This window comes from Nostoc sp. C110, assembly GCF_043099725.1.
Classification (GTDB): Bacteria; Cyanobacteriota; Cyanobacteriia; order Cyanobacteriales; family Nostocaceae; genus Nostoc; species Nostoc muscorum_A.
Genome location: NZ_CP171148.1, coordinates 6,630,241 through 6,655,935, shown reverse-complemented (window position 1 = coordinate 6,655,935; position 25,695 = coordinate 6,630,241). Strand labels below are relative to the sequence as shown.

At 42.9% G+C, this 25,695-nt stretch carries 27 protein-coding genes and 1 tRNA gene; 12 read left to right on the top strand and 16 right to left on the bottom strand.

Annotated elements, in window-relative coordinates:
• Positions 1–189: 189 nt before the first annotated feature.
• The 6 genes from ACFFRD_RS33665 to prfC form a co-directional block, all read right to left on the bottom strand.
• Positions 190–1,095, bottom strand: a complete 906-nt coding sequence (locus ACFFRD_RS33665) for an alpha/beta fold hydrolase (protein WP_392480177.1) — start codon at positions 1,093–1,095, stop codon at positions 190–192.
• A gap of 84 nt (positions 1,096–1,179) precedes the next feature.
• A complete protein-coding gene (locus tag ACFFRD_RS33660; RefSeq protein WP_392480175.1) occupies positions 1,180–1,620 on the bottom strand; it encodes a SufE family protein in 441 nt (146 codons plus the stop codon).
• Between the two features lie 382 nt (positions 1,621–2,002).
• Positions 2,003–2,521, bottom strand: coding sequence for an RNA-binding protein (locus tag ACFFRD_RS33655; RefSeq protein ID WP_179074053.1), 519 nt, complete (start codon positions 2,519–2,521; stop codon positions 2,003–2,005).
• Positions 2,522–2,910: 389 nt separating this feature from the next.
• On the bottom strand, positions 2,911–3,120 hold the full coding sequence (locus ACFFRD_RS33650) for a hypothetical protein (RefSeq protein ID WP_392480173.1): 210 nt from the start codon (positions 3,118–3,120) through the stop codon (positions 2,911–2,913).
• Positions 3,121–3,186: 66 nt separating this feature from the next.
• Complete coding sequence (locus ACFFRD_RS33645; protein WP_392480171.1) at positions 3,187–5,460, bottom strand: M48 family metalloprotease; 2,274 nt, start codon at positions 5,458–5,460, stop codon at positions 3,187–3,189.
• 193 nt (positions 5,461–5,653) lie between these two features.
• Entirely contained in the window at positions 5,654–7,282 is a 1,629-nt protein-coding gene (prfC, locus tag ACFFRD_RS33640) for a peptide chain release factor 3 (RefSeq protein ID WP_012410201.1), read from the bottom strand.
• A gap of 124 nt (positions 7,283–7,406) precedes the next feature.
• On the opposite strand from prfC, the gene ACFFRD_RS33635 reads away from it, so the two are divergent.
• Complete coding sequence (locus ACFFRD_RS33635) at positions 7,407–7,766, top strand: DUF4870 domain-containing protein (protein WP_012410202.1); 360 nt, start codon at positions 7,407–7,409, stop codon at positions 7,764–7,766.
• A 42-nt stretch (positions 7,767–7,808) separates the two neighbouring features.
• Here the strand turns inward: ACFFRD_RS33635 and ACFFRD_RS33630 are convergent, their stop codons facing one another.
• Positions 7,809–8,087 carry a hypothetical protein gene (locus ACFFRD_RS33630; RefSeq protein ID WP_041565515.1) on the bottom strand — a complete coding sequence of 93 codons (279 nt, stop codon included), beginning with the start codon at positions 8,085–8,087 and terminating at the stop codon, positions 7,809–7,811.
• A gap of 8 nt (positions 8,088–8,095) precedes the next feature.
• Between ACFFRD_RS33630 and hemB the strand changes: the two genes are divergently transcribed.
• From hemB to ACFFRD_RS33600, 6 genes are all read left to right on the top strand, one after another.
• Positions 8,096–9,076, top strand: a complete 981-nt coding sequence (hemB, locus tag ACFFRD_RS33625; RefSeq protein ID WP_179074055.1) for a porphobilinogen synthase — start codon at positions 8,096–8,098, stop codon at positions 9,074–9,076.
• A gap of 580 nt (positions 9,077–9,656) precedes the next feature.
• Positions 9,657–10,640 (top strand): alpha-ketoacid dehydrogenase subunit beta, encoded by a 984-nt coding sequence (locus tag ACFFRD_RS33620; protein ID WP_012410204.1) that lies wholly within the window; start codon positions 9,657–9,659, stop codon positions 10,638–10,640.
• 176 nt (positions 10,641–10,816) lie between these two features.
• Positions 10,817–12,229, top strand: coding sequence for a protein translocase subunit SecD (secD, locus tag ACFFRD_RS33615; RefSeq protein WP_392483234.1), 1,413 nt, complete (start codon positions 10,817–10,819; stop codon positions 12,227–12,229).
• Positions 12,226–13,212, top strand: a complete 987-nt coding sequence (secF, locus tag ACFFRD_RS33610; protein WP_392480167.1) for a protein translocase subunit SecF — start codon at positions 12,226–12,228, stop codon at positions 13,210–13,212. Before secD ends, secF begins: the two co-directional genes overlap by 4 nt.
• Before the next feature lie 202 nt (positions 13,213–13,414).
• A complete protein-coding gene (locus ACFFRD_RS33605; RefSeq protein WP_392480166.1) occupies positions 13,415–13,828 on the top strand; it encodes a hypothetical protein in 414 nt (137 codons plus the stop codon).
• 96 nt (positions 13,829–13,924) lie between these two features.
• Complete coding sequence (locus ACFFRD_RS33600; RefSeq protein ID WP_392480164.1) at positions 13,925–14,395, top strand: GNAT family N-acetyltransferase; 471 nt, start codon at positions 13,925–13,927, stop codon at positions 14,393–14,395.
• Here the strand turns inward: ACFFRD_RS33600 and ACFFRD_RS33595 are convergent.
• The 6 genes from ACFFRD_RS33595 to ACFFRD_RS33570 form a co-directional block, all read right to left on the bottom strand.
• Entirely contained in the window at positions 14,358–15,296 is a 939-nt protein-coding gene (locus ACFFRD_RS33595; RefSeq protein ID WP_392480162.1) for a sensor histidine kinase, read from the bottom strand. The genes ACFFRD_RS33600 and ACFFRD_RS33595 overlap by 38 nt on opposite strands.
• Before the next feature lie 104 nt (positions 15,297–15,400).
• Positions 15,401–16,003, bottom strand: coding sequence for an L-threonylcarbamoyladenylate synthase (locus ACFFRD_RS33590; RefSeq protein WP_392480160.1), 603 nt, complete (start codon positions 16,001–16,003; stop codon positions 15,401–15,403).
• An 80-nt stretch (positions 16,004–16,083) separates the two neighbouring features.
• Positions 16,084–16,974 (bottom strand): peptide chain release factor N(5)-glutamine methyltransferase, encoded by an 891-nt coding sequence (gene prmC / locus ACFFRD_RS33585; protein WP_392480158.1) that lies wholly within the window; start codon positions 16,972–16,974, stop codon positions 16,084–16,086.
• A 25-nt stretch (positions 16,975–16,999) separates the two neighbouring features.
• A complete protein-coding gene (locus tag ACFFRD_RS33580) occupies positions 17,000–17,809 on the bottom strand; it encodes a Tic22 family protein (RefSeq protein ID WP_163929244.1) in 810 nt (269 codons plus the stop codon).
• Between the two features lie 601 nt (positions 17,810–18,410).
• Positions 18,411–18,484 (bottom strand) — tRNA-Pro (locus tag ACFFRD_RS33575).
• A 286-nt stretch (positions 18,485–18,770) separates the two neighbouring features.
• Positions 18,771–19,319 carry a GNAT family N-acetyltransferase gene (locus ACFFRD_RS33570; protein ID WP_114081160.1) on the bottom strand — a complete coding sequence of 183 codons (549 nt, stop codon included), beginning with the start codon at positions 19,317–19,319 and terminating at the stop codon, positions 18,771–18,773.
• A gap of 507 nt (positions 19,320–19,826) precedes the next feature.
• Here ACFFRD_RS33570 and ACFFRD_RS33565 point away from each other — a divergent pair.
• Positions 19,827–20,546, top strand: a complete 720-nt coding sequence (locus tag ACFFRD_RS33565; RefSeq protein ID WP_012410214.1) for a hypothetical protein — start codon at positions 19,827–19,829, stop codon at positions 20,544–20,546.
• Positions 20,547–20,748: 202 nt separating this feature from the next.
• The gene (locus tag ACFFRD_RS33560) at positions 20,749–21,660 is read left to right on the top strand and encodes an alpha/beta fold hydrolase (RefSeq protein WP_392480155.1); all 912 of its coding nucleotides are present in this window, start codon (positions 20,749–20,751) and stop codon (positions 21,658–21,660) included.
• A gap of 49 nt (positions 21,661–21,709) precedes the next feature.
• Here the strand turns inward: ACFFRD_RS33560 and tsaD are convergent, their stop codons facing one another.
• The gene (gene tsaD, locus ACFFRD_RS33555; RefSeq protein WP_190961398.1) at positions 21,710–22,759 is read right to left on the bottom strand and encodes a tRNA (adenosine(37)-N6)-threonylcarbamoyltransferase complex transferase subunit TsaD; all 1,050 of its coding nucleotides are present in this window, start codon (positions 22,757–22,759) and stop codon (positions 21,710–21,712) included.
• A 267-nt stretch (positions 22,760–23,026) separates the two neighbouring features.
• Between tsaD and ACFFRD_RS33550 the strand changes: the two genes are divergently transcribed.
• From ACFFRD_RS33550 to ACFFRD_RS33540, 3 genes are all read left to right on the top strand, one after another.
• The gene (locus ACFFRD_RS33550) at positions 23,027–23,521 is read left to right on the top strand and encodes a Photosystem I reaction center subunit III (RefSeq protein ID WP_114081157.1); all 495 of its coding nucleotides are present in this window, start codon (positions 23,027–23,029) and stop codon (positions 23,519–23,521) included.
• Positions 23,522–23,560: 39 nt separating this feature from the next.
• A complete protein-coding gene (gene psaJ, locus ACFFRD_RS33545; protein WP_012410218.1) occupies positions 23,561–23,710 on the top strand; it encodes a photosystem I reaction center subunit IX in 150 nt (49 codons plus the stop codon).
• Between the two features lie 273 nt (positions 23,711–23,983).
• A complete protein-coding gene (locus ACFFRD_RS33540) occupies positions 23,984–24,505 on the top strand; it encodes a photosystem I reaction center protein subunit XI (protein WP_114081156.1) in 522 nt (173 codons plus the stop codon).
• A 93-nt stretch (positions 24,506–24,598) separates the two neighbouring features.
• On the opposite strand, the gene gmk is transcribed toward ACFFRD_RS33540, so the two are convergent.
• Both gmk and remA read right to left on the bottom strand, forming a co-directional pair.
• A complete protein-coding gene (gene gmk / locus ACFFRD_RS33535; protein ID WP_392483232.1) occupies positions 24,599–25,195 on the bottom strand; it encodes a guanylate kinase in 597 nt (198 codons plus the stop codon).
• Between the two features lie 165 nt (positions 25,196–25,360).
• Complete coding sequence (gene remA / locus ACFFRD_RS33530) at positions 25,361–25,627, bottom strand: extracellular matrix/biofilm regulator RemA (protein WP_012410221.1); 267 nt, start codon at positions 25,625–25,627, stop codon at positions 25,361–25,363.
• Positions 25,628–25,695 lie beyond the last annotated feature (68 nt).

The following is a 25,695-nucleotide window of genomic DNA, read 5'->3' as shown; positions in this document are numbered from 1 at the left end:
TTTTTTTAACGAACCGCAGAGGCGCAGAGAGCGCAGAGAGAAAAAGTGCGAGAACTGCATTTGCTTCTCTCTGTGTCCTCTGCGCCTCTGGGGTTTAAAAGAATTTATTGACTAATATTTTTACCCATCTCGAAAGGGCTAGTTCTATAATCCTAGTCTCGCACCAACGTGCAATGTAAAGATTTAATTTTATGGAGATAACAAAAAATATCGAACTACTTCTAAAACAACTGCTGGGTATTCTTCATGTAGCCCCAGAGAACCGGGAATAACAACACTTCTCACTCCTGGTAAAGCTACCAAAGCGTTCATTTCTTCTCGTGATTTAGGGGGGCTGGATTCTCCAATTACTACCATGAGCGGTATGGTTAAAGACTGCACAAGTTCCAGAAAATCAGATTGTTCGTGTACAGCATCAAGATTACCAGTTACAAAGGCAGCAGATGCAAATCGCGCTCCTGGTTGTTGAGTTGTGTGCCACTTCTTCTCAATGAAATTGGGTGTAACTTTAGCCGCGTCAGTAAAGACATGGCGACGGTACATCAAACTTAAGAAGGATTGGGTAGTGTTGAGTTTGTAGAGAGCTTGACCAAGTATAGGCGATCGCACCAATCCTCTCACCATGCCAGCTATTTGCTGACTTGCGCCCATTGTCGGCAAAGGCCCACGCCAAGTAGGAGCTAACAACACAATCTTTGAGAAAGTAGCCTGCTTGACAGCTAATTGTAAAACGTAACTAGCAGCATGACCAGCCGCTACTACAGTAATGGGAGTATTAAAAACAGCTTTGACAAAATCTTCCAGAAATTGCTGATATATTTCCGGTCGGTAATTCAAGCTAGGGCGAGAAGATTCACCAAATCCAGGCCAATCTATGGCTACAACTTGAAAATTGGGAGCTAGTAATTTGGCAAGTTCACCTACTTCCAAGCGAGTCGAAACACTGCTGAAAGATGGTAATAGTAATAACGGTGAACCTTTACCAAGGGTTTCATAAACAACACGCAATTGCTGATTTTCCCAATTCCAGAGATATTCTTGAACTACTCCACCAAAGCCAATAGCAGCAGAGGTGGATAATACATTGGTTGACATGACACTAAATTTTGGTAGTTGTACCTTATTTATTTGTCATTTGTCCTTTGTCCTTTGCAAATGACCAATGACCAATAACCAAGTTTAGCTAGGCAAATCTAACTTACATTCCAACGCTTTTTTTTGCATGGTTTTAAAAATGTTGTAAAATCCATTAGCGCGGGAAGGTGTCAGACTAACGTTTAAGCCTGTTTCTTGAATAAAATCTGGGGTAAGTTGGACAATTTCAGTTGGCGTTAGTCCCTGTAATCCTTCAACTAGCAGCCCTACTAAACCTTTGGTTAACTGGGAATCAGACTCGCCCTGAAACACAACCTTACCGTCATTCAAGGCTGCCGTAATATAAACTTGAGACACGCAACCAGGAACTTTATTTTCGGGTAATTTATCAGCTTCTGGGAACTCATTGAGCTTCTGAGCATACCAGATTAGCTGTTCGTAGCGCCGCTTCGGTTCAGAAGCGCGTTGAAAGCGCTGGACAATTTTAGCAAGCGCAGGTGGCAAAGAATCTAGAGTTGAGGACATAACAGAAGCTGCAAATGATCGGTCTTACCTTGAGTGTAAATTATCTTTAGAGCAATCGCGCCTCTGATTTTATTGGCAGTATGAAGCTAGCCATTACCGACTATAACTTGTCAAATCAAGATAATTCCTGCGTGGGCGCAGCCCGCCGTAGGCATCGCACTTATCTTCAGTTACCTTTTTAATGCGTCTAATCGCAAAAACTTAATTTTTTTTATTAGCAGGCTTTAACAGCAACTCTATACAAGATAAGTTGTATCGATATGCACTTACAAAAATAGCTGCAAGTAGCTTGTAACTAAGCAGCCAGATGATAATCAACAATTAAAAATTAAAAATCAAAAAAAATTCTGACTTTTAATTTTTAATTTCTCTCCCTTAAGGATTAATTCGTAGTTTGTGCAGCTAGCATCTGCTTCAGCTTTTCTAATTCCGAAGCCCAACGAGGATCGGGACGAATAGCGTCTGAATCGGTAGTTGTTGTGGTGCTGTTGTCGCGAGAACCGCCGCCACCGCCGCCACGACGGGGCTTTTTAGAGCTTTTCTCCCGACGGCTACCTTCTCTACCTTCTCTATTAACGGTAGGAGTGGGCGTACTACTACCAGCCAGAGTAACTGGTTTAGGAGCTTGTTCGTCGCCCTCTTCACCCTTTGTCCGAGGTAATGCCTTTTCTAGCTTAATGGCAGTGTCTTTAAACATTTGACCATTATACTTTTCAATGATTTCGTCAGCTTGTTCGTCATTGTTGACGGTAAGAAAACCGAAACCACGGCATTTGCCAGTTTTGCGGTCTTTAATTAATTTAGTAGTTACAGCTTCACCTTCTGCTGCAAAAACTGCTTGCAAATCTTGACGATCGATTTCTTCTTTAGGCAAATTACCTATATATAGGCGAACGGACATGAACTATACCTCCAGAGTTAAATGAACATGGCAAGGCGAGAAAACAATCACTTGGCTTTGGCTTTTAATTTAAATAGATGCTATTGACCAAGACTGCCATCAACCAATTTTTTGCTCGAAACTGTCAACCTATACAATACAGTTTTTCGTCGGGATCAAGCTTGTTTAATCCAAAGGCCCACACAATGGTGAGCTAATAACACCTTAATTCTAAGAATTGTAAATTTAATAGCCTATTGCCTGCTAAAGTACACGCTTTCTTCCATGCCTTTTTCGCAGAATCAAATACCATTCCTTACATTACCACGGTATTTTCTACGTAGCTAGTTTAGCGCATACATTTCTAACGTTAGTATTACTGGATCGTAACATAAAACACATTTTTTTATTCAAGGGAGCATAATTTGAAACAAAAACCAGCCGGTGGCTGGTTGATTTCCTGCTGTGTTGGGAGGATAAAAAGGTATGGAGGGGGGAAAAGCATCCGAATTCATAACTAAGCTGTAGTGCTGAGTTATGTCGGCTGCTATTGTTTGTGTAAATAAATGTAACACTTTGAAAGATAATCTGCAACTTTTGTTTACATTCCGATTTGTCATTTGTCAGTTGTCCTTTGTCCTTTGCAAACAACCAATAACCAATGACTAATGACCAATGACCAATGACTAACCAGTCAGAAAAACGTATGCGCCCAAAGCCTGTGCTGCAACTGCCAAAAAAGTAGACCAGATGGGATGAGGGCTATGAATAGTTTTACCACTTTGAGTTTCTAAGGTGTGGACATCGATCCAAGGTGTTGCTCCTCGCCGGAACCAACCTGTGACGATAATTTGCCGACCGATGAGATCCTGGTGATTCACTGACTGTCCTAGCCAAGAAATGTGGTGTAATTTCACCAAGCCTGTGCTGGATTGGAGGATTAAATCTTGTGCTAGAGAGTTGCTAGTACCTTGACGACCTAATAGTTTACCCACCAGACGCACACTGACGCTATCAATAGGTAAGGCAGAAGGGTCAGCTAATAGGTTGGGTAGGTAGTCATCAGTTTGCACAGTAGCGGATTTGATGTCAGGGAAAAAAGAATTAATCCGCATTACTGTACCGATGCTAAAGCCAATTAGAAGGCAGCCTGTAATGAAAGACCAATCTTCATATATCCACTTTAGATTTAAAAACTTGAGTACGAATGCTAGTTGCCAGGTTAGCCAGACCAAAGCTGCAAACAGAAACCCTAAAGGAATTCCTAGCCAAGGAGCGATTTGTAATAAGAAAGACTGACGCTTAACCCTTGATGGTTCGCTAGCAAAATGTAGTTCGGTGTCTAGATGCCAGTGACGGGCTATTTTGCAGAGGCGTTCGATGCGATCGCCCATCAAAGAATGACTATTATTAATCGTAAACCATTGGCGGTATGGATTGGCAGTATCCCACTTCAAAAATGATTCAAAAGATAAATTGCTGGCAATGGTGCCCAAAGAAAGGCTTTGTTGATGGCCGACTGGTATCAAGAGATTTAAGCTTTCTAGTTGCCAACTGGTCTGTTCTTCTTTTTGAATATCAGCTGCAATGCCAATGGAAATTTTGAGTAAAGCGCGAATCAGGGCGTTGGGATTACCGGTGATTTCAGATGCGACGCGATCGCTATAATAAAGCCGCAACCGCGATAACCACAATCCAGTCCCAGTTAGCAAACCCCAAAGTCCATAAACGAGACTAGCCACAATTGTCACCGGCCAGCGCCAAATCCCTGATATTTTGTCTCCCAACTCTGATATTTGCTGATAAAGCTTATAAATTGGTAGTGTCACCAGCAGCAACAAAGACATCACAGAGAAATCCCAGTGAGCAATGTGCCCTAACTGCGTGGCGTAAATAATCGCGATTTCATCATCTGCCAGTTGCTCTAATAGCCCTTGACTCACAACAATCCTGGCATTACGTGGTAAACTACCGTAGGTCAGGATAATTGGTGCAGCCATTGGTAAAATCCGCAGTTTGGGTAACGGCCAGTGGCGCTGTTGACAACAACGTTGTAGCACCCGCACAGCTTCGCGGCTATGGGCATTCAATACATCTTTGGGAAATTCTCGCTGACCATATAAGTTAGCCAGTAGCAGATCCAGTAACCAAGGTGATACTCCGATCAAAATCACCAATACTATTAGCAACAATTTAGTAGGGTTGCTGTATAAAAGCTGCAACGGCTCCAGATAAGGTAGTTTGACTAGAGTCAGGTTGATGAATCCCATTGCGAACTTGAGGATTTCTCGCATCACCCAAAATAGGGCAATGAACGTTCCTGCTGTTAGCAATCGTAAGGGAATTAATTTCGGTTTACGTAGAGGTTGCCATGCTTTGGCGCGTTGTGCTTGTCGCCAATAAATAACACCAAATAATTTAGCTTGGGTGCGGGTAACAGAACCCATGAAACCGTTTAAAGGTGCAGCCGGTGGTGGTAATGGTGTAGCTACCGTAGCTTTGAGTCTAGGTAGTGGCACCATCGGCGGGGTGTCGGTCTTAGTTTCTATTACTTGGTCTTTTGGCTTTTCCTCTAATGTAGGATTTTCCTGAGGGGTAACTGGGGGAGAATCTGGAGGAGGATCTGGAGTTGAGTTATCAAACGCTACAAATCCAGTTTCGACATTTTTTGATTCTTGATCGCGTTTCTTACGTTTTGTCAGGTGTTCGAGAGCGCGTTTTGCCCACTCTTGAACTTGCGGATTGTTACTCTCAATGAGATTCTGGGAAATAGCGATCGCTTTGGGAACTTCGCCAGTGCGAGCATAAGCCATCACTAAACCAACCTGGGCTTGTAAGCTAGCAGTACCATTATTTTGGCTGCTAGCAATAGGTTCTAGTTGAGCGATCGCTGTTTGGTAATTTCCCTGCTTGAGGGCAATTAAACCAGCCTCCAAAGACGGTTTGGCATGTGAAGGCATACAAATTCTGGCACTCCAATCTCTTCTAGGTGATCCACGTTTGTGCAAAAGCGCGAACCTCGGATGCCGTGGAACTCAACCGCGCCCGAGTTTTGCTGGTCAAGTGAATGATAAAGATTGAATTCAGGAGTCAGGAGTCAGAATTCAGTTGAATCTTCATCTGAATTCTGGATTCTGAATTCTGTATTCTTCTTCATTCCTCCACTGGTTGTTGACTAGAAAATACTGGAGCGATCGCGCTTAATTTTAACTCTGGATGGTCGCCCAGTAACTGTTGACAATTCCATTCATTGCGGAATAGCAACACTGGCCGTCCCATACTGTCTTTAACTGTAGTGGTATTGAATATTCGTCCCACCTTTTCTAATGCTTCCCAACCACCCTCAACCCAACGGGCGACACTGTAGGGCAATAAATCTAATATGGTTTCTACACCATACTCGTTTTGTAAGCGAAACTGCACTACTTCAAATTGCAACTGACCCACCGCCGCCAAAATTGGATCGCGCTTGGCTTCATCAGTTGAATACATAATTTGCACAGCACCTTCTTCGCGCAATTCCGCAACGCCTTTTTGGAATTGTTTAGACTTCGAGGGGTTGGGATTCCTCAGAGATGCAAACAGTTCCGGCGAAAAATACGGAATCCCCTCATATTCGAGCTTTTGTCCAGTGTAAATTGTATCCCCGATCGCAAAAACACCGGGATTGTTCAAACCAATCACATCGCCAGGATAAGCCACATCAATCGATTCTCGCTCTTGGGCAAAGAGTTTTTGCGGGCGAGATAGACGGATGAGTTTACCAATGCGGGCGTGATTCACCATCATATCTTTTTCAAACTTACCAGTACAGACCCGGATAAATGCGACGCGATCGCGGTGTTTCGGGTCCATATTTGCTTGTAGTTTAAAGACAAATCCCGAAAATTCTGGGTATGTAGGGGCAACTTCACCTACACTGCTGTAGTGAGAACCGGGTTTGAGGGCATATTCGAGGAAATACTTGAGGAATAACTCTACCCCAAAGTTGGTCATGGCACTACCAAAGAACACAGGTGTCATTTTGCCTTCGTGTACCAACTGCAAATCTAGTTCTGGCCCAACTCCTTCTAGCAGTTCTAAATCATTTTTCAGTTGGTAGTACAGGCTTTGTTCTAGCTTCTCTTCTATTCTCGGATCACCTAATTCGACTATCGTATCACGGGCTTCTCGGCTACCGTGGGCACTGCGTTCAAAGAGGTGTATTTGTTGCTTGTGTCGGTCAAAAACACCTTTAAAGCGATCGCCCATCCCAATCGGCCAGTTGACTGCATAGGTTTGCAATCCCAATTCTTGCTCAATTTCATCCAACAGTTCCAGAGGTTCTCTTCCGGGGCGATCGAGCTTATTGATAAAAGTAAAAATTGGAATACCGCGCAACTTACACACTTCAAATAATTTGCGGGTTTGGGGTTCCAAACCTTTTGCCGCATCAATTAACATCACTGCATTATCGGCGGCGGCGAGGGTGCGATAAGTATCTTCACTGAAATCTTGGTGTCCGGGAGTGTCTAATAAATTTATTTGACACTTCTGGTATTCAAATTGCAACACCGTAGAGGTAATAGAAATACCCCGTTGTTGCTCCATCGCCATCCAGTCAGAGGTAGCCTTACGCTGTGCCCGTCGCGCCTTAACCGCCCCAGCTTCGTGAATTGCACCCCCGTACAGGAGTAACTTTTCTGTTAGTGTCGTTTTACCCGCATCGGGGTGAGATATAATCGCAAAGTTGCGGCGCAGTTCAACCGCTTGAATAAGTTCAGACTGAAGTTCAGTAGACATAATTGTATTTGTTTGTTAGCTAGCTTAATTTTTTTTGACTCTGGCAAGTCTTTTAATCTTAAGACAACGATGCTCGTGATAGGGTCGTAGTATAACCAACAATCTAACTAAAGAGGAGAAAGCAATGTACGACACAGACAAGCGAAAGCTTCTATCAGCCTTGTCGCATGGAGCCATTTTTTTCAGCACAACATTGGTATCTGTCGGTGTACCTATCGCCATACTGCTTGTATCTGACGATCCTGTTGTTAAAGAAAACGCCAAAGAATCCATCAATTTCCACTTTAATGTCTGGTTTTATGGTGCAATTCTGGGAGCGCTGTTTTTTCTATTCGGTTGGTTAGTCTTACCTCTATTATTACTTGGGCCACTAGCTGGTCTGGGATATCTATTACACTGGGGATTAACAATTTGGGCGCTCATCGGAGTTTTCAGCAATCCTGATATACCCTTCCGTTATCCCTACATTTTCCGATTTCTTTAGAAGAAATTATCATTGGGCATTGGGAATTGTTAGTTATTTTTATTAAGCTGTTGTGCCTTGAATTTGCACACAACCAATCGCCAGGATTTTGCCAACAGAAGGTCTGACGATTTTGAATTTTGAATTGCTTATTATGTCGTTTTTTTCCCAGTCCGTTGGATAGGTGCAACCAAGCTGTAGAATACAAAATTGCCCCACAACTTGATTAAGAGTAGGGCAAAGGACAGTTAAGCACTGTTTGTAGTCTGTCTGACGGCAGGAAAATTTTAGCCTGCTTTTGTGACGCTTTATTTTGTGTCCATTTGCGTTGTTTTTCTTCATAAAATTTTATGTTTCCTACACACCGCCCCCGTCGTCTGCGTACCCATCCTCAACTGCGCCGGATGGTTCGTGAAACTGTTTTAACAACAAGCGATTTAATTTACCCATTATTTGCTGTACCAGGTGAGGGAATCGCTAATGAGGTGAAATCCATGCCCGGAGTCTACCAACTTTCGGTAGATAAAATCGTTGAAGAAGCAAAAGAAGTTTACGACTTAGGAATTCCTTCTATTATTTTATTTGGTATTCCGGCTGATAAAGATGTAGATGCAACTGGTGCTTGGCATGATTGCGGTATCGTCCAAAAAGCAGCGACGGCGGTAAAAGCAGCAGTGCCAGATTTGATTGTAATTGCTGATACTTGTTTGTGTGAGTACACTAGCCACGGTCATTGTGGTTATCTACAAGTTGGTGATTTAACAGGAAGAGTTTTAAATGACCCAACTTTGGAATTGTTGAAGAAAACAGCAGTTTCTCAAGCCAAAGCCGGTGCCGATATCATCGCGCCTTCAGGGATGATGGATGGGTTTGTGCAAGCAATTCGTCAGGGTTTGGATGAAGCAGGATTTCAAGACACGCCGATTTTGTCTTATGCTGCTAAGTATGCTTCGGGTTATTATGGCCCATTTCGCGATGCCGCAGACTCAACACCGCAATTTGGCGACAGAAGAACTTACCAAATGGACCCTGGTAACGCCCGCGAAGCAATTAAAGAGATTGAATTGGATATCGCCGAAGGTGCTGATATGCTCATGGTTAAGCCAGCCTTGGCATACATGGATATTATCTGGCGCGTGAAAGAAGCGAGTAACTTACCAGTTGCGGCTTACAATGTTTCTGGTGAGTATGCGATGGTGAAAGCTGCGGCTCTCAATGGTTGGATTGATGAAGAGCGCGTGGTTATGGAAACTTTAACTGGGTTTAAACGGGCTGGTGCAGACTTGATTTTGACCTACCATGCCAAAGATGCGGCGCGATGGTTAAAGTAAGGTGTGCGATTGAATAGTAATAATTGAGAAAATCTCACGCAGAGGCGCAAAGACGCAGAGTTGGGTTTTAGTGTTTAGGCGTGAGACTCTTTATTTATGGCTTTTGCGATGCCTGCGGCGGGTTAAGGCTATGCAAATTCACTTTTCAAGCAAGTGTTATGGGGATGCAATCGCTACTTGATTATAGTTTTTTCCGCAGATACCACTAGCTAAAATTTCTAAAATTCTATTGACATCTTTTAGTTAATTTGATGGTGGATTTTGCCGATGATACTTATCTTCTAAAAAACCTGACGTTAAATTGGTATTTTTCAATCAGGAAGCTTTTAATGTATTTTATACATTTACTCTAAGTTTTATTACATAAATAAATCAACAGATTTGCCAGAGTGAGAGGCGATCGCTCATAAAACCTCTAAAATCTAAATTAAATAGCTTTGATATAGTTATGGCAATCACTCGCTCTATGCTAGGGGCCGTTTATTTAAAAAACCCAATCTCTAACTAGTGCGATCGCTCACCGTATTTGCGACAGCAGCACGATAAAATTCTAAAACCATAATCGTACTAAAAGGTCTAAATGGCAGAAACACTATTCTTCAACGCCTTACGCGAAGCCATTGATGAAGAAATGGCCCGTGACTCCAGCGTATTCGTTCTCGGTGAAGACGTAGGACACTACGGCGGTTCCTACAAAGTTACCAAAGACCTGTACCAAAAATATGGCGAACTCCGCATTCTAGACACCCCCATCGCTGAAAATAGCTTCACTGGTATGGCAGTAGGGGCAGCCATGACTGGCTTACGTCCCATCATCGAAGGCATGAATATGGGCTTTTTATTGCTCGCCTTCAACCAAATATCCAACAACGCTGGAATGCTACGCTATACTTCCGGCGGTAACTTTAAAATTCCGATGGTAATTCGTGGTCCTGGTGGTGTAGGAAGGCAGCTAGGTGCAGAACATTCCCAACGATTAGAAACTTACTTCCAAGCTGTGCCAGGCTTGAAGATTGTTGCCTGCTCGACACCAAGAAACGCTAAAGGACTACTAAAATCGGCTATCCGCGATGATAACCCTGTGTTGTTCTTTGAACACGTTTTGCTTTACAACTTGAAAGAAGATTTACCAGAAGAAGAATATTTACTACCCTTAGATAAAGCCGAAGTTGTGCGCCAAGGAAAGGATGTCACAATTATCACTTATTCTCGGATGCGGCATCATGTGCTGCAAGCAGTAAAAACACTTGAAAAACAAGGTTACGATCCAGAAGTTATCGATTTAATATCCCTCAAACCATTGGATTTTGATACCATTGGGGCATCAGTAAGGAAAACCCATAAAGTAATTGTTGTGGAAGAATCAATGCGAACTGCGGGTATCGGAGCAGAAGTCATCGCCTCAATAAACGATCGCTTATTTGATGAATTAGATGCGCCAGTACTGCGGCTTTCTTCTCAAGATATCCCCACGCCTTACAACGGCAATCTGGAACGACTAACAATCATCCAACCAGAGCAAATCGTAGAAGCTGTGGAAAAAATGGTGGCGTTACGGGTTTAAGGGAATAGAGAAGAGATTCAACTACTACTTCTGACTTCCCATTCATAACTTAGGGAGTAGGGAATGGGGAAGAAATTCAACTACGACTTCCCACTCCCAACTTCCCACTCCCTATTTCCCATTCATAACTCCTCAAAAGAGCGCTATTATAGCGTTTGTCAGTTGCGAGTTATGGTATGCAAAGACAGCGATCGCTAATAATTTTGATTTTAGTCCTGATAATCGCCGCTTTTACGGTGATTGCGACAATTCCGATACCCCTGGGACTGGACTTGCGGGGAGGTTCACAGCTAACAATTCAGGTGAAACCATCAGCAGAAATTCCCAAAATCACCGAACGAGAATTGGAAGGTGTGAAGAAAGTTGTCGAAGGCCGGATTAATGGTCTGGGTGTTTCTGAGCCACTGATCCAAACAGTCGGTGCAGATAAAATATTGGTGCAACTACCAGGGGTTAACGATCCAGAGCAAGCCGAACGGGTGTTAGGGGGGACGGCGCAGTTAGAATTTCGTACCCAAAAGCCAAATACAGAAATCCCACTGCGTGCTTTCCAAACATCTAGAGCCGAATTGAAAGTCAAGCAAGAAGAGTTGAGAAAGAGTACTGATAAAGTAGCAATAGCTAAGAATCAAGAAGATTTACAAAAAAGTAATCAAGCGATCGCAGAATTGTTTGAAAGTACTAATCCACCACTAGGTGGCAAATACCTCAAGGATGCTTATGGTGAACCCACTCAAGGTAACAACTGGCACGTTACCATTCGCTTCGACCAAAAGGGTGGTGAACTGTTTGCCAATTTGACGAAGAATCTTGCCGGTACTGGGCGGAGTATTGGTGTTTTTCTAGACAATGAACTGATCAGCGCTCCTAGTGTAGGTATAGAATTTGCCGCCGCAGGTATTACTGGTGGCTCTGCCGTAATTACAGGACGGTTTACCGCACAAGAAGCTAATAATTTAGGCGTACAGCTACGTGGTGGCGCATTACCCGTACCAGTAGAAATCGCAGAAAGGCGGACAGTAGGGGCAACATTAGGTAAAGATAGTATTCAAAGCAGTATTTATGCTGGAGTTGGTGGTCTGACTTTAGTATTAATATTCATGGTGGTTTACTATCGACTACCAGGATTGATAGCGGATGTGTCACTAGTGATCTATTCCCTCTTAACTTGGTCAACCTTTGCTTTATTGGGTGTTACCCTAACTTTGCCGGGAATTGCTGGTTTTATCCTCAGTATTGGGATGGCGGTTGATGCCAATGTCCTAATTTTTGAACGGACACGGGAAGAATTACGAGCAGGTAAATCTCTGTATCGTTCTGTAGAATCTGGTTTTTACCGAGCATTTTCTAGTATTTTAGATAGCAACGTCACTACATGGATTGCTTGTGCTGCCCTGTTTTGGCTGGGGTCTGGTTTAGTCAAAGGTTTTGCTCTTACCTTAGCTTTGGGGGTGGCTGTGAGTATGTTTACCGCAATTACTTGTAGTCGGACATTGCTGTTTTTGGCAATTTCAATTCCCTCCTTGCGGAAGACAGAACTTTTCTGTCCAAACCTGCCAACATCGAATAAGGCAGAGGTGACTCCATGAAACTGAGTATTAACAAATCGCGATCGCTTTGGTGGACTATTTCTGTTGTGATTATTCTTGCCGGTATCATCTCAATGGTGATTTCTTGGCAACAACCCAATATTCACGCACCCTTACGCCCCGGTTTAGATTTTATCGGTGGTACAAGGTTACAGTTTGTCCGAGATTGCACCAAAGCAGGCAATTGTGACAAACCAATTGATATCAATGCTGTCCGGGAAGTAGCAAAAGCGCAGGGACTAGCTGATAGCAGCATCCAACTTATCTCAGAAAATGGTGCAGAAAATGGTGTACTAATTCGCACAAAAGATTTGACTGTCGATCAGCGCACCAAGTTGCAAAATGCTTTAAGCGAAGAAATTGGGGTTTTTGATCCGCAAAAAAATCAAATTGACTCTGTTGGTCCTACGCTGGGAAAAGAACTGTTGAGGTCTGGGATATTAGCTCTGATAGTTTCCTTCATCGGTATTACTATCTATATGAGCTTCCGCTTCCAGTTAGATTATGCTGTGTTTGCGATCGTTGCCCTATTTCACGATATCTTGATCACAGTTGGGGCTTTTTCACTTTTGGGTTTGGTAGCGGGTATCGAAGTAGATAGCCTTTTTATCGTCGCCTTACTTACCATCACAGGTTTCTCAGTCAACGACACAGTGGTGATTTACGATCGCATTCGGGAAACCATTAAAATCAATCCTGAACACCCAATTGCCGAAATTGTCGATGATGCGGTTAACCAAACTCTGACAAGATCAATCAACACGACCTTAACCGTGTTGCTGACATTAACTTCCATCTTTCTATTTGGTGGAGAAACACTGAGATATTTTGCTCTAGCTTTGATTATTGGGTTCACGATGGGAGCTTATTCAAGTATTTTCATCGCCAGTACTCTCCTTACTTGGTGGCGAGAAAGGGATCAATCCCAAGTGTTAGAAAGCGTAGAGCCGATTGATACATCCGCCAGTTCTCAGGATAGTTAAACTTGTGTGCATTTCACAATTGGGTTAAGTAAGTTGGTAGAAAGAAGGCAAATTTATGTTATGAAACGTAAACAGGCTTAAAGTCATTACTAATGACAAAGGACAAAAGACAAATGACAGCCCTTGCCAGTTAGCTTTAATTGCACCAACTTACTGAAAGCATTTTAAATTGCTCACTCGTGCTTTGGAATTTTATTCTTCTATGGATCAACCTGAAGAACCATTAATCCCTAATCCAGAATTTGAGAACTCTGACGCATCCTTTATTCAACAAGTGCAAAGGCTACACAAGCTGACATTATACGGTAGATGGCTGTTTGTCGGCTGTTTGTGGCTCACCATTGCGCCTGTTAGCTTGTGGGGTCTACGTTCAGAAATTTCTCTGTGGCAACAATATTTTACCTGGGTAGCAGTGCGATATGGACTCTTCTACCATCCACTGTCTACCCTCGGTTTAGCCTTTTGTATTGGGATGACTGCTGCTGTTTTAGTTTGGCAAAGTCGAAATATCTTATTTGGACTCCCAAAGCCAGAAAAACAACGTTTAGAAAAACAAGTTTATCGGATACGTCAACAGGGGCCAAGTCATCCTCTGTGGAAGTGGGTTTGTCATTAATTTTTCTTTTTCGTTGCATATACATATACACGTACAGCAATTTTTAGCAAAATATGACTTAAATATACAAAGTATTGCCAAAAGTGGATGCCATAAATGAACGAGTCTCAGATTCAATTTAGCGAACGCAAATCTGAAATTGACCTTTACCAACTCCAAGAACTGTTAAACGTTTCAGCTTTCTGGGCAAAGGGACGCAGTATTGAAGATTTAGGTATAGCTATTGCCAATAGTGAACCAGTAATTTATGTCTCGGATAGCGATCGACTCATTGGTTTTGCTAGAGCAACATCTGATGGCATATATCGCGCCACAATTTGGGATGTTGTCATTCATCCAGAGTATCAAAGTAGTGGGTTGGGAAGCAAGTTAGTAGAAACCGTTTTGTGTCATCCCCGCATGAGGTGGGTTGAGCGCGTTTATCTGATGACTACTCACCAGCAGGGCTTCTACGAAAAGATGGGTTTTCAAACCAACACCACCACTACAATGGTGCTACACAATCTAGCTAACCGTGTTTTTGTTTCTGCTACAGAAGTTCAGCTTCAGGAATCACTAGGGGGATAGAGATTTGTAGTCTGGTAATCTCCTGATGTGGTTCCTTGGCAATGGTTGAAGGCAGGATTTCTAACTTTCCTCCCATAACTTCCACTAAAGTCTGATTGATTAATAGTCTCATTCCTGGGGAAAGAGCAGCCTTTTGATCAATTTGGATCTGCTGCTCATCAGATTTGAGCAAATCAATCGGCTCGCTTGAGGGTATAGCATGAGTTGGAACATCCAGCCAAATGGTTACAAAATTATTTGTAGGTAAGATATTGCTAGAAATACAAATACTGCCTTCCTCCATTTGAGTAATGGCAGTGTCTATTAAACTGATCAATATTTGGCGGAGCCAGAGATAATCTGCTAAAACATAAATTTCTGGATCGGCGGGTAACAATTGCAAAGGAAAATTGCGATTAGCCGCCAGCATATAAGTTAATTTATGAACCTCTTCCAAAATTTGGGCTAACGGTCGGGGCTGAATATCTAATTTATTAGTACCGTGTTCCGTTCTCGCAACGGTGAGAATTTCATCTATCAGCTTGAGTAGCTTCAGCGTTCGTTCGTGAGCTTGGCTAATAAATTCTCTTTCTTCAGCCGGATCTTCACATAAATCTGACAAAATTAATTGATGCAAGCCAATCAAACCATTGAGAGGCGATCGCAATTCATGGGTAGTTCGTGCCAAAAAACCAGCTTTAAACTGGCTCATTTCCCTTGCCATAAAGTATGCCAGCTGCGTTTGCTGTAGCTGTTGTGATATTGGTGGCATCTCTTCTTGATCTAATGGCGCTATTAGAGATGAGCTAGATAAAACATTTGCTGATGCCTGCGGCGGGCGTAGCCATAGCACAAATAACCGATAGAAAATCATACCTAGTGCGAGTCCTGCTCCTAGATATATCCAGTTGCTCCAATTCATAATTTGGCAATTATTAACTTGTTAATTGACCACAACAGCGCAGACTAAAGTTCCAGATTTCTCTGTTGTGAAAATCAGGAAAACAACATTATAACTACCTATATCTATTTATCACTCGAAATGTCTAACTTTATCGCACCTTGTCGTAAAATCTGCCAATTTATGCCTGTCCATTTAGCAACGGTGGAAGGTATACCCATTGCTGCTGTTTCACCCTGACATTCTGTTGTTGTTAGAGTCAAAACCTGGGGAAACTGAGTCTCAATTTCTGCCATCGTTTGCAAAGGTGGCTGACCAGAAAAATTAGCGCTAGTGGTAGCAAGGGGGCCTGTTTGCGCCAAAATAGTTCGAGCGATCGCACTGTTCGGGACTCGAATACCAATTGTCGTTGGATCAACAGGGTTCATGACTTTTGGCAATCGTTCACTTGCTGGCAAAACTAATGTCAGCCCTCCTGGCCAATGTTTCTCAACTAGTTCGTGCCAAACTTTATATTCGTTTTCACTACCTTTAACATAGAGCCACAAATCTTCAGCATTAGCAGCCATCAAAATTAAAGGTTTGTCTTGACTGCGTTGCTTCGCCGCAAAAATTAACCCGGCTTTTTCTGGTATCGCTGCAAGTGCAGGAACAGTATCAGTAGGAAAACTTACCAAAAGACCAGCCTGTGCGCCAGCTATTAGATTTGTTAAAGAAACTTGTGTCATTTTTATGGTTACAGGTATAGAGCATGGAGCATTTTCCCTATGTGCTATGCCCCATGCTCCATACCCCCATACCCTATTTCCTAACTTTTGTAGGCAAGGGCAAAGCGTTCAATTCCAGCTAAATCAGCGTGAATTTGAATCTTACAATAGCTACCTTGATTTTGCAAAAGTTCTCGCACTACATCCGCCTGTCCTGCCATCATCTCAATTAACCATACACCGCCAGATTGTAAATAACTGGGAGAAATTTCTATCAAATGGCGAATGCAATCTAAGCCATCACCGCCACCATCCAAAGCTAGATGTGGTTCATGGTTAACTACTTCTGGTTGCAATGTAGCTAAGGTGCTGGTGGGTATGTAAGGAGGATTCGACACCATACCACTAAACTGACCTTTGAGAAATGCTAGTGGCTCCCACCAAGAACCTTGATAAAATTTAATCCGGTCAGCAAAACCCAAATTAGCAGCGTTGGTTCTGGCGATCGCTAGAGCTTCTAAACTGTAATCAACTGCATGAATTGTTGCTGTTGGCAAGACATCTGCTAATCCGATGGCGATCGCTCCACTGCCAGTACCTAAATCTGCCCAATGTCCTGAGACACCGCTAGCTGCTGCTAAAGCTAAATCAATTAAGCTCTCTGTCTCTGGTCTGGGAATCAAAACGGCACTTGACACCGCGATTTGAAAGTTACGCCAAGGTGTCACTCCGGCAATATACTGCACTGGTAAGCGATCGTTTAATCGCCTCTGCCATAGCTGGTCTAACTTTTCTAGAGGTAATTGCAGCTGAATTTGCGGCCAGTTTTTAAAAGACTCCAAACGCAGTGCCAAGCGGTCTAACCCAGCAACTTCTAAGAGTAGCCAATCTACCTCCATTGTTGGGACATCAGTGGCGATCGCTGCTTCAAGGGCTGCATTTCGCCACTGCCAAAGTTGTAAACCAGAAACTATCAGATGCTTCTCCCCCATGCCTCAACCTTGGAGTACATAACCGTTATTTTTTCGGAGCGGGCGCAGCAGCTGGAGATTGATTCGGCGCAAGTGAGCGAATAAAATTGATGGACTCCCGTGATGGATACAGAACAATTTTATTGATACTAGGATCGGTGCTGCTGTTAAGAGCCTCCATAACACCGTACAAATCCACTACCTGAATTTCAGTGTTCTCTGCTTCCTTCGGCACGGCTTTTTTGAATTGGTCTAATAGAGCCACTGCTTGCTCTTTTTCAAAGAAAAATGGGATGAATCGCTCGTTGCCTTTTGCCAGGGGAATGGTCAAATAGCTATTATCTTTCTTAAATTTGGGTACAAATAAGGGAATCCCATTGAATTGCTCCCCTTTTTTACCATTTTGATTCAGCATACTTGTTGCTGAAGCTACCTGTGCTTGCGTTGGCACTAAAGTATAAATTACAGAGTCTGATTTCTTTTTGCTTTCTTGGACTATTTTATAGTAGTCTGCCAGGGATAAAGGTCTCACCTGTAAAGTGCTTGCCAATTGGGGATTTTCTTTTTTGAGCCGATTATCAAGGAATTTTTGAGCATCTTGCTTGCTAATAAAAAATCCTACTTGTGAGATCGGCTTGGACGCGTTGTTTTTCCTCGAAAGAACTACAAATTCGCCTTTAGGATTAGTAAGGGTGAATACAGGTACTTCTTGGAGCTTTTTCACTATCTGATCTTGTGGCAACGCTACTGCCTCTAGATTGCCTATTCCCGGTAGATTGCCTATTCCTGAAAGTCCCGCTAAAAATACACTGCCAGCTATACCCAATGTTGCGCCTAAGCGAATAAATGATTTCATGATTGCTCCTCGCATCAATAATCTAATTAAATTAAACAAATGGTTGGATTTGCACAGCACCAACTAGCTTTAGTTATATAGCAATCTATTTCAGTTGGGAAAAATTCATTGTGCGCGTTGAGGTTTAGTGTTAAGCATCAACGGTCAAAATCCAATATTCCCCAGCTATTGAGGGTTGCTATAGTATCGTTTTCACAAATTGACAGTACTAAAGTTGTGTTCTTCTCGATTTCGCTTTGCTATTCACCACGAAATGCTGTAGATGCCTACTATATGTCTTCTCAAACGGTGAAAAGTTTCTTAGTCTCTCGACCTTGGATATGATAAATGCCATTCTATCGGCTTTCTCTAAGATCGGGTGACGCTATTACTTAATCAATCGTTCCATCGCGCTTGCTTTAATATCTTCTCAAATCGATACAAAGCTCAGTATCAGGAATATCTTACTGCTTCAGGATGAAATTTGCTTGTTAGGCTTCAACATTTAACCCAACACTATAACAGGCAAATTGCTATTATCCGTAAAAATGTCCAATTTAATTGCATTGCCTAGAATGTAAACTTTTCCAATTTACTTTAGCTGTTAAACATATCACTTAAATCGGGATGACAGGATTTGAACCTGCGGCATCCTGCTCCCAAAGCAGGCGCGCTACCAAGCTGCGCTACATCCCGGTTATACTCATCTACTTTTGGAAGTTTGGTTTTAGTTTCCCATCAAAGCGATCGCGCTTTACCAAAAGCATTAAGGTCACTATATCACATCATACGGCTTATGCCTAATCTTTTTTCCTTTGCTAAGAACAAGATAGATTAGATTTTAGATTTTTACACCGATAAAGGTTTTTTGCCGACTTAGTTCTACAAGATATATACTTGCGCCCTTGTCGGCTGAACCTTTCAAAAGTACATCAAAATAATAGATTTTCTTATGCAAATCGGGTTTTATTTTGATTGAGCGCTAGTGAGGATACCAGAACATGCCTTTAATGCCTTCTGGATCAGCCATAAACCCCATAGTCCGGTAGAAATCTACAACATGGGGATCTGCAAAGAGAGTGACATTACTAATTTCTTCACTTCTCAGTTTTTTGAGAACGTATTTCATCAGTGCTTTACCCAGTCCTTGACTTTGAAAGTCTGGGTGAACCACGACATCCCAAATAGTGGCATTAAACGCGTGATCTGAGGTAGCGCGGGCAAAACCAATGAGCCGCTTTTGGTTTCCTCTCACCTGCCACATTGAGGCGACAAGAAAACTATGCTCAATAGCTTTTTTCACTTTTCTTAGAGGACGACGCGACCAACCAACTGCATCACAGAGTTCTTCTAGCTCATATAGGTCAATATCTCGCTCCGTACTGAAGACGATGCGAGTTTCCTTTGAAGAAGCTTCGCTAATGCTGCTGGGGTTGGAGTTGCCCGCAGCATCCACACGTTCTTCAAAAGGGTTTGTCCTAGTTGTCGCTACAGATTCAGGAGTACTAAACCAAGTTTTCCAAAAACCCATGCCAACGTGGTTCGGGTAGTATAACTAAATTGGTTTCCACTCTCAGGAGTGTTGATTCACGTTTAACATAGCTACCTCCATTTGCTACCCCTTACACTCAAAATTTTTCGGTTGTTTTCGGGATTTGCAATGGTAACAGCTATTTAGAGCGTGTTTCACACCAATCATTTTCAACTTTAGCATTTTGTTGTAAAGGCTAGGAGAAATTCCCCAAAAGTAAGGATATAAACTAATTCAAAATTCAAAATCACTCCCTATTCACTCATCCTCTTGTTGGCTAAAGGAATTGGACACCGAAGTTATGATGGTCAGAAGTCTCTGCTTAGAATGCAAAATTTAATATGGAAAACCAAATCCTGATAATTGCTCGTATAGAGCTTAAATGCAGGTTAGCTTAGGAGTGAATTGTATACAAGAGATTGAGTATTTGGGAAAATTCTTCCCTAGTCCCCAACATCCAGCCCCTAGTCCCCAGGTGATGAAAGCAAGCGAGTCTTACCCTTAACAATGGCTTCTGGTTTAAAATCTTCAACACTGGAACTTCTAAAGCGCTTTAACCGAGCGTTTCCCCAGTTTTATGAGCAATTCGTCAGCAGTGAGATTCAACTGCAAAATTTGCGCCTAGCCTACCGTCTCTATAAAACTAGACGCGCTGTGATTGAACTGAAACCGGAAGGTAGTAAAAGTGCTTTGCATTTTGCTTACCGTAACCAGTCCTTTCTCCTCAGCGATATTTTTGGTGTACTAGCAGCTTATGGGTTGACTATTCATGGTCTGAGTCTATACGGTCAGATCCGTCCGCCAATGTTAGTTTTTATCAAATTGTTGGTATCTCGTGGTAGTAAAGCCTTGACCGAGAAAACCGCAGAAAATGTCTGTCGTGCCATCCGCGAGGCTTTAGGAGGTCGGTTTGAAGTAGAAGAGATGCTGGCTGTAGAATTTAATCTTGATACTGGCTTAGAGCAGGTACAAACTGAGTTCTATGTCGATCCAGTCTTTCATCTCCCTGCCTTGGTGATTGAAGCCGATAATCAACCAGGATTATTCTACAAAGTGATGTACGCCATCTGGCAGGAAGACCTGCTGGTAGTCAATGCCAATTTATTGGTTTGGCGTGGACGTACACGGCTAATTCTCTACTTATTGGGGCCAAATGAAAGCCTTATTCCTGAATATCTCGGTCACAAAATTGCCGAAGGAGTGCGACAGAGGTTGCTGGGGAAATGAGAAAAGTGAGGAGTTATGAGTTAAATAATTCGTAATGGGCTTCTCTGCGAGACGCTAAAAGCGAACGCCCCGCTACGCTAAGGTAATTCGTAATTAAAAATTAACAATTCCTAACTCTTAACTCCTGTCCAGACGAGATTAATCACGTCTCTCTTACTATTCCGTATTTAGTCGCACCCGCCCTTCGGGGTACGATATAAACATGGCAACTATCGAAATCTTGGGCGTTCCACACGCATACGAGCTAACGGCTCCCACTTCCTGCCCCCACGCTTTAGTATTTATCCACGGTTGGCTCAATAGCCGTGGATATTGGCAACCTGTGATTTCCCGCCTATCAGATGATTTGCAGTGCCTTTCCTATGATTTGCGGGGTTTTGGTGAATCCCAGTCCCCGGTACAAACCGATTTTAGTCGGGTACAAGCGTCTCTAAGTCTGATGCCCATCTCGAATAGTGCGGTTGGTTCACCAATCGATTCTCTTTATACTCCTGTTGCTTATGCTCAGGATTTAGCCATTCTCCTAAAACAGCTGAATATTAACAGTGCTTGGCTAATTGGTCACTCCTTGGGAGGTACGATCGCTCTTTGGGGAGCAGATCAAATGCCTGAGTGCGTTAAGGGAGTTATCTGTATTAATGCTGGCGGTGGTATTTACCTGAAAGAAGCTTTTGAGCAGTTTCGCTCGGCAGGTCAGAAATTTTTGCAAGTCCGCCCGCGTTGGCTCTCCCAAGTGCCTTTGATTGATTTGCTGTTTACGAGAGCCAGTGTAGTCCGTCCTTTAGACCGCCATTGGGCACGTCAGAGGCTGATTGATTTCGTTGTGGCTGACCCAGAAGCAGCGTTAGGAACTCTGTTAGATTCCACAACGGAGGAAGAAATCAATCGTTTACCTGAGCTAGTATCCCAACTGAAGCAGCCAGTTTATTTTTTGGCTGGTGCTGAGGATAAGGTTATGGAACCCAAGTATGTACGCCATTTAGCTAGCTTTCACAGACTGTTCCAATACTGTGGTGATAATGTTCTGGAAATTCCTAATTGCGGACACCTGGCTATGTTGGAACAGCCGGATGAAGTGGCCGATCGCATTCGGTCGATAGTCATTAGTCATTAGTCATTGGTGGTTACAACTAAGCAAAGGACAAAGGACAAAGGACAAATTACTACTCAAGAGGGTGATATAACTTCATCACTTGGGTCAGCGCTAATCTAGACTCAACGCCTAATGTAAGAGGCGACGTATGACCATGAGATAGATGATCGGCGGCGGCACAGCCGATCATAGCGGCGTTATCGGTACAGAATTTCAGAGGCGGGAATAGGACGCGGAGGTTATGTTTAATGGCGGCAGCTTGGAGGTTTTTTCTCAACCCACTATTAGCTGCTACACCGCCACCAATGGCAATTGTGTCTAAACCATAGTCTAGGGCACAGGCGATCGCTCTTTTGGTTAGCGATCGCGCTACAGTCTCCTGAAAGCTAGCTGCTACATCTGCCACTGGTACTTGTCCACCATCTTTTTCTAGTTGCTGCACTAAACGCAATACAGCCGTTTTTAACCCACTAAAACTCGCATCATAACGATGAAACCCCCCGCCAGGTAAAGAAACTTTTCCTTCTGGGAGAGGAAAGGCTTGGGGATTTCCTTGTTGTGCCAACTTGTCAATTACTGGCCCACCGGGATAACCTAGCTTTAATAATCGCGCCACTTTATCAAAGGCTTCACCCGCAGCATCATCACGGGTTTGCCCCAGTGTTTCGTAGCTACCACAATCTTTGACGAAAATCAAGCTTGTATGTCCGCCAGAAACTAATAAACTCAAGAAAGGGGGATTTAGACTTGATTCGCTCAAGTAAGTTGCATAAATGTGACCTTCGAGGTGATGAACTCCCAAAAATGGCTTGTTGTGTACCATTGCTAGGGTTTTGGCAGCAGTTAACCCCACCAAGAGCGCTCCTACGAGTCCAGGCGCACAAGTGGCGGCAATTGCGTCAATTTGTCCCCAGTCTAGCTGTGCTTGTTCTAAGGCTTGTGCGATCGCAACATTTATCGTTTCCAAGTGCTGGCGAGATGCGACTTCCGGCACTACCCCACCATACTGCTGATGGACTGGAATTTGCGAGGCGACAATACTGCTACAAACTTTACGATTGTTAACAATTGCGACGGCAGTTTCATCACAACTGGTTTCTATTGCTAAAACGGTTGTCATTTAAAGTAATGAGTGCTGAGTCTGGAGTCCAGAGTAATCAAGAGAAAATCTTGCTTCTTTACTACCCTACAACAACAATTCTTATACTCAGCACTCAAGACTTCAGACTCTATTTTGGTTGAGAAGCTTTAACTTTTATTTACTTAAACTTTACTCGGTTCCCACCCAAGAGTATGATGACTTCCTAGTTATGCAAATAAACAGCTGTACAAGCCGCTTCGTTTTGTACAAAGAACTTCTTGTTTTGTAATAAAAGGAAACAACTCTATGCGACGATTGTTTGCTTTGATGTTAGCGATTTGTCTTTGGTTCAATTTTGCCTCCCCAGCACAAGCTTTAGGGGCTAATTTGACACCCTGCAAGGACAATCCCGCTTTTCAAGAGCTAGCAGCTAATGCCCGTAATACCACCGCCGATCCCCAATCAGGGAAAAAGCGGTTTGAGCGTTATTCTCAGGCGCTGTGCGGCCCTGAAGGCTACCCCCACTTAATTGTTGATGGTCGCCTAGATCGGGCTGGTGACTTTTTGATCCCCAGCATTCTGTTTCTATATATTGCTGGTTGGATTGGCTGGGTAGGTCGTACCTATCTGCAAGCAATCAAAAAGGAATCTGACACTGAACTCAAAGAAATCCAAATCGATCTTGGTTTGGCACTCCCTATAATTGCGTCAGGTTTTACTTGGCCAGTAGCAGCACTGCAAGAGTTTCTCTCTGGAAAATTAGCAGCCAAAGATTCAGAAATCACTGTTTCCCCACGCTAAATCAGCTTAACTAATTCATTCGTTTTGGAGAATAAATTCATGGCAGACAAAGGCGATCAATCATCATATTTGATTAAGTTTATTTCCACAGCACCTGTGGCAGCAACCATCTGGCTGACAATCACAGCAGGTATCTTGATTGAATTCAACCGCTTTTTCCCCGACTTACTTTTCCACCCACTGCCATAGGTAGAAAATGGAATTTAGCACAGTTGAATTTCTTGTGTTTTTCCTAAAATTATGTAGTTGATGTATTCAGCTTAGTTAAGCAGAATTATCACCAAAATAGGCAGCACAAAGAGTTTTTTGAAACTCGTGATCCTGTTTACAGATCGCGAGTTTCATACTTTTAAAAGTAGCTAAATTAATTTTTCTAAACTTCTTAGCCAAAAGACATCTTTAGCTACAATTATTATTAATATAAAAATGCCACCATTTTAAATTTAGAGGCGAACATAAAATATGGCACAAGCTGTAGACGCATCAAAAAATCTCCCCAGCGATCCCAGAAATCGGGAAGTTGTTTTCCCTGCATTTCGCGATCCCCAACTGGGAAACCTAGAAACCCCGGTTAATGCTTCTCCCTTGAGCAAGTGGTTCATTAATAACTTACCTGCCTATCGCCCAGGTCTGTCTCCTGCTAGACGCGGTTTAGAAGTTGGACAGGCTCATGGTTACTTGCTATTTGGCCCCTTCGCCAAATTGGGCCCACTGCGGGATACAGCTAACGCTAATTTGGCTGGGTTACTGGGAGCCATCGGCTTGGTGGTTTTGCTCACCGCTTGTCTATCCTTGTATGCTAATAGCAATCCACCCAAAGCACTTCCTAGCGTTACCGTACCCAATCCCCCGGTAGATGCTTTTAACTCTAAAGAAAGCTGGAACAACTTTGCCAGTTCTTTCTTAATTGGTGGTATTGGTGGTGCAGTAGTTGCTTACTTTTTGACTAGCAATCTAGGGGTAATTCAAGGTTTATTTGGTTAATTTAGAGATGAAGAGTTAGGAGTTAGGAGTTGGGAGTTAAAATTCATAACTTCTAACTCCTGTACAGACGCGATTAATCGCGTCTCTCCAAACTTATTTAAACAAAACCGTTTCAATGTCATTTAAAGCAGTTTCAAAATCGTCATTAACGATTTTAATATTAAATTCATCTGCGGCTTGAATTTCTTCTTGGGCGCGGAGTAAACGACGGGCGATCGCTTCTTCAGAGTCTTGGGCACGAGAGCGTATCCGTTTCTCCAGTTCATCAAAAGAAGGCGGTAAGATAAAAATGCTCAGGGCACTGGGGAAGGAAGCACGAATTTGTCTTGCGCCTTCTAACTCAATTTCCAGCACTACCAACTTGCCAGATTGAATTTGGTTAAGTACAGCTTCACGGGGAGTGCCGTAATAGTTACCAGCAAATTCTGCCCATTCTAAAAACTCACCTTCAGCCACTAATTGTTCAAATTTACTAAGGCTGACAAAATAATAATTTTTGCCATCAATTTCTCCTGGACGGGCAGAACGAGTCGTTGCGGATACGGAAAAATAAAGTTCTGGATGACGTTGTAGGAGCGATCGCATTAAAGTGCCTTTACCAACCCCACTAGGGCCAGTCAAAACAATCAATCTGCCTAAATGTAAGCATTCTTCTGTGGTAGCACTACTCTGTATGGGTAAAACTGGCATTATCCCCTCAACCTGTGAATCAATCAATAGATATTATTCATTAGTCTTGTGTTCCCGGCCAAGTCCACTAGTGACTAAGGAATTTGTAGCAAGGGTGACAGAAAACTTATCTAATTCACATCGTACTGCTGATACGGTACAAAGAGGAGTAGGAATAATCTAGTGTTAATTATCTACAGTTTGATGATCGCGAGAAATTACAAAGCGATTCGCTACCGTTTCCGGCTGAATTGCTGACAGAATTACGTGGCTGGAATCGGTGATAATTACAGCCCTAGTCCGACGACCGTAAGTTGCATCAATCAGTTGACCTCTGTCCCGCGCATCGGTAATAATCCGCTTAATCGGGGCAGACTCTGGACTGACAATTGCAACTACTCGGTTAGCAGACACAATGTTACCAAAGCCGATGTTGATTAATTGAATCTCCATAAAAAAAACTCACGCCAAAGGCGGTTTGAGAAGCTGGAAATAAACCTATTTCTATGTTATCGCCAAAA